Genomic DNA, 6,000 nt, shown 5'->3' with positions numbered 1-6,000 from the left:
TATCTAAATTTTAACCATTTTTTATATTAAATTGTAGTTGTTAAAATCTAATTAATTTTGATTCTCGCCATAAAAGTAGCGGAAGAACCGGAATTCTTAAGCAACCAGAAACATTGGGACGTATCAGTTTGACCTTTAGATTGTTGGTATAGTCGCGGCAATCCGATCTAAGTTACAGATACTTTTCTCATGTTTTCTAGCTGTACTTCTGCCCTATCCGTACTCTAAAATACTTAATTTATTTGATAGGGCACTGGGCATTGAGAACAGAGAGAATAAAAACTTCTTTTAATAATTCTCCCTTGTCCCCAGTACCCAATCCCCAGTCACTAGTCGCTATTTTACTCCCAGCAATTCCACATCAAAAATTAGAGTTGCATTGGGTGGAATTACGCCACCTGCACCACGAGCGCCATAGCCTAACTCCGATGGGATGATTAACTTACGACGACCGCCTACTTTAATGGTGCTAACTCCTTCGTCCCAACCTTTGATAACCTGTCCAACGCCTATTTTAAAGCTGAAGGGTTGGCCGCGATCGCGTGAACTATCAAACTTAGTACCATCTTCTAGAGTGCCGACATAGTGAACTTCAACCGTTTGTCCAGATTTAGGAGTCGCCCCAGTCCCCTCTTTTAACTCCACATACTTTAATCCAGAGGGGGTAGTTACGGCATTAGCGTCAGACATAGTATTACTCGCAATTAAGATATTGTTTTCAGTTACAGTTGTGGACGCTGGCGGCGTTTGGGCTAACTCGGCAGCAATGGCACTATTCTGTTTACTGCCTACTTGCCCAACAACCAAAAGCACAACACACACCAGCATGAACGCCACGCTGAGGAAAATTGGTTTCAAAATCAGTTCTCCTTACTTAGGTATCCTGGCAAAAACATTACCAACAGGACACATTTAGTTTAAATCAGAAAGGGCATTCTAACGCCAAAGCTTATTTTCTAAATCGCGCAATTGCCGCTCTAAACGGTCAATTCTACCCCGCAGTTCGTCCACTTCTGACTGCCGAGCCACCCCCAAATCTTGCATCATATTTCGCATTTGCCGCTGCATTTGCACATCGAAGTTTCCCTGCTCCGACTTTAACTGCTGGGCAATATCATCTATAACTGCCTTGGCTTGCTCAGGATTGAGCTTACCGTCTTTAACTAAATCATCGCTGACTTGCCGCAGTTTTTCTGCGACTATAGACGTTGTGCCAAGACCTACCATCATTAGCTGTTGCAACCAGTTGTTGCTTTCCATACTCCCTTCCTGTTAACTTATTTTAAACCAGCCGATCCTTGCTCCTGAGTGTAAGCAATCAAGCTATGCTAAAAGCGTGGTTATTCTAGCCTACATCTCTATTTTGGCAAATTAGCAAACACAGAGATCACAGGGTGTGCTTAAAGAACGACTCAAGTTTAAGGTTGCCCCAAATTTAAGGGAAAATTTTATCTAGAAGGACGCACAAATTTGGACAATAGCGCTGGCTGAATATCCTAGATTCCTCGTTAAAGAGGTTTGGATCAGCCTGAATAACCACACAGCAGTTATCCCGATCATTTGTAGGGCAACCCTGGAGCAGTGGAAAGCTATACCCCAAGCAGATTTGCAGACTATTAAGAATTAATTTATCCAATCACTCAGAGAATCTTATCCAATAGCGAAATCAGCAAAGTATCAAGTAGGGAAATTTCCCCATTTATAGGTGAAAGATTACTCTCAAGTGATAGAGAAGGGGCTTAACAAGAAGCAAACTTCCACTATCATGATTAGTGAAGCGATCGCCCCCAAAAAATTATAGGAATCCAATTTAGTCATTAGTCATTATGGCTAATAAATAAATCGGCGGTAATCCCAGTCCTTGAAGGGATGAAATTCCTACCGATTATATTTGAGTTTTGCGAAGTATACCGAGAAGCAAAACTTGATTTGGCAAGCTTTTAGTCAGCTTGGTTTTTCACAAATTAAATCGCATTTCAGTATCATAAAATGAGTTAGAGGTTAAATAAACTCAATTGCTTTTAGGACTTAAAGCCTCTTCTGGAAATCCCATTTTTCAAAGTAGGGAGAAGCTTAGATTTTTGCACGCCAACTCTGAAAGGCTATCTCGTAGTCTTCTGATTTACTCTGATAAACACCCCACCAATGAAAAAACAGTCCTAACCCCCATCCTAATACTGGAAAGATAGCCCAAAAATAACTAGGACTAGTTATTAAATTCAAAATAATAAGGAATAAATTCACCGCTACGAAGCTAACTAAATGTGCCCTAAAAGCTCTGCGTCGGAAAGTATTAAATGTGCGACGCAAACGTTCTTCTTCTTCTTGAGCTAACCACTTATTTTCAGTTGCTTCCAAAATATCAGAAGAGATGCCTAATTCAGATGCCATTTCTATAAGTTGTTCTCTTGAAAATCCACCTTCCTGTTTACGAGCGAGTGCTATTTGAAGGATTTTTTGGACATCTTCTGAATCGTAAGTCATTTTAATTACCTTATAAGTTGGTGTGTAAATGCGCCTTTGATTTCACGAAGTTTTCGATAGGTTTCGTTCAATTAAGTTAGCGAACGCCTCCACATTTTGCACCTAATACTTAGTTAAATTTACACAGTTATTATTTTCTCACAATTGATTTATGACTACTGTATTTGTCAATACCTCTATATTCCTTTTATGACAAAGCCGTAACAGCGATCGCTGTTACGGCTTTAAGTCAAACATTATGTGAAAGTTGAATCCTAGTCCATCTATTTCTAGCTAATTGCCTTCTTTTTCTTCAGACATATTCCCATTAACCCAGCAATTGCTATTCCTCCAATACTTGATGGCTCAGGCACAGGTGTTACACTCACATTATCCAAGTATAAAAAACCATAGCTAGCTCTACCACCCAACTTTAACTCTGTAGATGATTTTGTCGCCAAAAAATTCAAGTTATATTGTGTGAAGGGAACTCCAGCAATATTTATAGTATTTATTTTATCAAAAACTTTATTTCCATCGACAAATGCCTGAAATATGTTATTAACTTGACTGCTATCTTCGTCTGTTCCTAAAAAGAAACTAAGATTATAGCTACTACCGATAGTTGTAGCCAAATTCTGGGATATGTAAGCAGGATTTATAAATGAACCAATCGATAAACCTTGATTACCATTATCATGCTGAGGAAAATTGTTAATTCTAATCCCTGATGTATCCATCGCATCGCCAGATTTAATCCAGTCTATAACATTAGGATTTGTCAGGTTGGGATTGTTAGGATCTACGAGGGGATCGAGTTCAAAGCTTCCGTTTTTAACAAGTTCTGCCGCTTGTGCTGCTGCATTATAAGTATTGGTAATTACAGCAGTGCTAATTAAGGTAGTGGTAACACTAAAAACAATAATTGAGAGTTTTTTAGTTAACTTCATAAAACTTGACTCCAAATAATTCCAAATTCTGACAATTAAAACAAGTTGATAGTTACATCCATGCTGGCTCTAAGTACTTGTCAATAAAACTTACTGAGACAGACATTGTTTGGGTTTTTACTATTTTGTCAAGCTAGTTTTGAGAGTTTGTAGTAAGCACTTTAGTGCTTAGAAAATAAGAACTTTAGTCCTTACTACGAACTGGCTTAACTATCAATTTAGACTTGAGATACTTCTACCCGTGGTTTATTCATCACCATCATCTATGGGACTTCCGAATAAAAAACATCCCAAATTTTCTTGTGGGATGATTATCCCCACCTGTCCCAGATTTAGGGCGGACAAGATGCCCACCCCACAAGATGAATAATTTATTTCTTGGAAATCCCCTACCCCTGAATCTCCATAATTTTCTCCTTGATGTTCAGGTGTCGCTTTCACACTCACATCATCCAAATATAAAAACGCATACTTGGCTTTGGAACCAAACTTTATCTCTGTGGATGTTCCTTTTGCTTTGAAACCTAACGTGTATTGTGTGTAGGGTTGAAAAGAAGTATTATTTTTAACATCAACCTTATTTCCACCTATAAAAACCTTAAATTTATTCTTCAGGTCAGGTGCTTCCTCTGTTGATGCTAAATAGTAAGTAAGTTGGTAGTGTTTACCAGGCACTGTACGGATAGTCTGTGATATGTAGCTAATCTCTGAAAATGCACCAAGTGATAAACCTTGATTACCAGTATTAGGAAAATTACTAATTCTAATACCTGATGTATCGATCGAATCGCCAGATTTAGTCCATCCGATAATATTAGGGTTTGGAGTGTTGGGATCATTAGGATCTACGAGAGAATCCTTTTCAAATCCCCCATTGATAATTAGCTCTTGTCCTTCCGCTTGTGCTGCCGATTTATAAGTATTGGTAATCACAGCAGTATGAAGAAAGGCGGTGGTCAAACTACAAACAATAATTGAGAGTTTTTTAGTGAACTTCACGAAACATTACTCCAAATAGTTCAATATTCACGACAACGAGTACTTAATTGATTTACTTTGTGGTAATTAAGGCAGGGCAAAGCCATAATTATTTTTGAAGATAGCCTGGGCTGTAGTACCACTTAAGTAGCTAGAAAAACTCTGTGCCGCCGAGAGAACTGTAGTTCTGGTGAGGATACTTAGTGGGTAGACAATCGGATTGCTCTCTGATGGTAAGGCGGTTTCTACGACTTTTACCTTGTTAGAAATCAGAGCATCAGTTTTATAAACAAAACCTGCATCAATAGTTTTATTTACACCGTTAACTTGAAGAGTTTTATTTTCAACAGCAGTTAAAACGGTACGCACATTGCTACCACGATATAATTTAGGACTTGTGACAGTGAAAATACCTCGCGTAGTGAGAACTTGTTTGGCATAATTTCCTGCTGGCACAACTGGAGGAGTACCTGTGTAGTCACCTATAGCAATGCCAGTAATGTTGGCGTTGGTCAAACCATTGATACTAGTGAGACCAGCACTACCAGCACTAACAGGAGATGTCGTAGGTTTAATTAAAACTAGACTGTTTTTAACAACGTTTTTACGGCTACCTGCTACCAATTTACTTGGGCTTGAATTCTGCAAGACATCTATTTGGTCGGTAGCAGCAGAAATGAAAATATCTGCTGGTGCTCCTGCTTGTATTTGGCTTAACAAGGTACCAGAAGCACCAAATGTATAAACAACATTGACGCTTGGATTAGCATTTTGGTACTGAGTCTTGATGGCATTCAGCGCGTTTGTTAAGCTGACAGCCGCATATACATTAAGTGTGGTTGCAGATTGTGCTGGTGAGAAATGGACAAACTGGAAGCCTATTACTAGCATCATGCTGGTAACTGCTGTAGCCATCCAAGCAATAAGTCTTCTTCTGTTGATGAAAGTCATAGTTTGGGGAAATTATTACCTAAAAGTCTCATTGTTGACATACCTGACTTACGCACAGGCAACCGAAAAATCAACTACCTACACAGATGGCAGAGGTAGAGGATATGGATAAATGGGAGTTAGAGAAGGTTTATGCGTAAGTCCTACGCATAATAAATTCTGCAAATAAACAGCCAATCACAATTACTACAAGCATTAGGGTGATAGACCGTTTATTATTTCCAACCGTAATTACACAAACAGCAAGTGAAATGTATTTAGTGATGAAATAATATCAGTTAAATCTGTACAATACCAACATTTTTGGTTAATAAATCATGACAAAGAGCTATGGCAGGCGCATCCAAGTTATTAAAAAGCTCGAAATTACATATATAGCAAAGGTTTTACTAGAAAATTTCATATAGCTCCTAGAATAGCTAAAACCCTATTTATACCAACTAAATACTTTTAAGTTTCTATTTAACTAACTTTTTTGGTAAAATAAGTGCTGTGTTGATACTAGTGAACAGCCATCACTCCTACCGTTGCATATAAAAAAGAGCGATGCCTGCGGCGGTAAACTATGCATCCAGGAGTCCCCATAACTCATCCGCCCAGACAATATGTGTATAATTCTTTACTAGTATAAAAATATAGATAATTATTTATGATATCA

The 6,000-nt window shown here is 38.3% G+C and carries 7 protein-coding genes; 1 reads left to right on the top strand and 6 read right to left on the bottom strand.

Translation table 11 applies throughout. From position 1 onward, the window contains the following. Positions 1–336: 336 nt before the first annotated feature. Positions 337–858: an FKBP-type peptidyl-prolyl cis-trans isomerase gene (locus V7K25_RS27245; RefSeq protein WP_335162413.1), complete on the bottom strand. Its 522-nt coding sequence runs from the start codon at positions 856–858 to the stop codon at positions 337–339. 78 nt (positions 859–936) lie between these two features. After that, complete coding sequence (locus V7K25_RS27240) at positions 937–1,260, bottom strand: phasin family protein (RefSeq protein WP_335162411.1); 324 nt, start codon at positions 1,258–1,260, stop codon at positions 937–939. Between the two features lie 208 nt (positions 1,261–1,468). Here V7K25_RS27240 and V7K25_RS27235 point away from each other — a divergent pair, with 208 nt between their 5' ends. Further along, positions 1,469–1,627, top strand: coding sequence for a hypothetical protein (locus V7K25_RS27235; RefSeq protein ID WP_335162415.1), 159 nt, complete (start codon positions 1,469–1,471; stop codon positions 1,625–1,627). A gap of 446 nt (positions 1,628–2,073) precedes the next feature. Here the strand turns inward: V7K25_RS27235 and V7K25_RS27230 are convergent, their stop codons facing one another. The 4 genes from V7K25_RS27230 to modA form a co-directional block, all read right to left on the bottom strand. Then, positions 2,074–2,484, bottom strand: a complete 411-nt coding sequence (locus V7K25_RS27230; protein WP_335162409.1) for a 2TM domain-containing protein — start codon at positions 2,482–2,484, stop codon at positions 2,074–2,076. A gap of 269 nt (positions 2,485–2,753) precedes the next feature. Then, positions 2,754–3,413, bottom strand: coding sequence for a PEP-CTERM sorting domain-containing protein (locus V7K25_RS27225; protein ID WP_335162407.1), 660 nt, complete (start codon positions 3,411–3,413; stop codon positions 2,754–2,756). A 246-nt stretch (positions 3,414–3,659) separates the two neighbouring features. Continuing rightward, entirely contained in the window at positions 3,660–4,412 is a 753-nt protein-coding gene (locus V7K25_RS27220) for a DUF642 domain-containing protein (RefSeq protein ID WP_335162405.1), read from the bottom strand. A 66-nt stretch (positions 4,413–4,478) separates the two neighbouring features. Next, positions 4,479–5,342 (bottom strand): molybdate ABC transporter substrate-binding protein, encoded by an 864-nt coding sequence (gene modA / locus V7K25_RS27215; RefSeq protein WP_335162404.1) that lies wholly within the window; start codon positions 5,340–5,342, stop codon positions 4,479–4,481. Between the last annotated feature and the right edge of the window lie 658 nt (positions 5,343–6,000).

It is taken from the genome of Nostoc sp. (assembly GCF_036919495.1).
In the GTDB taxonomy this organism is placed as follows: Bacteria; Cyanobacteriota; Cyanobacteriia; order Cyanobacteriales; family Nostocaceae; genus Nostoc.
The sequence above is the reverse complement of the archived record's forward strand: the minus strand, read 5'-3'. Positions and strand labels throughout refer to the sequence as shown.

Coding starts and splice junctions, on each gene's coding strand:
- V7K25_RS27240 (WP_335162411.1), bottom strand. CDS start 1,260: ATGGAAAGCAACAACTGGTTGCAACAGCTAATGATGGTAGGTCTTGGC.
- V7K25_RS27230 (WP_335162409.1), bottom strand. CDS start 2,484: ATGACTTACGATTCAGAAGATGTCCAAAAAATCCTTCAAATAGCACTC.
- V7K25_RS27225 (WP_335162407.1), bottom strand. CDS start 3,413: ATGAAGTTAACTAAAAAACTCTCAATTATTGTTTTTAGTGTTACCACT.
- modA (WP_335162404.1), bottom strand. CDS start 5,342: ATGACTTTCATCAACAGAAGAAGACTTATTGCTTGGATGGCTACAGCA.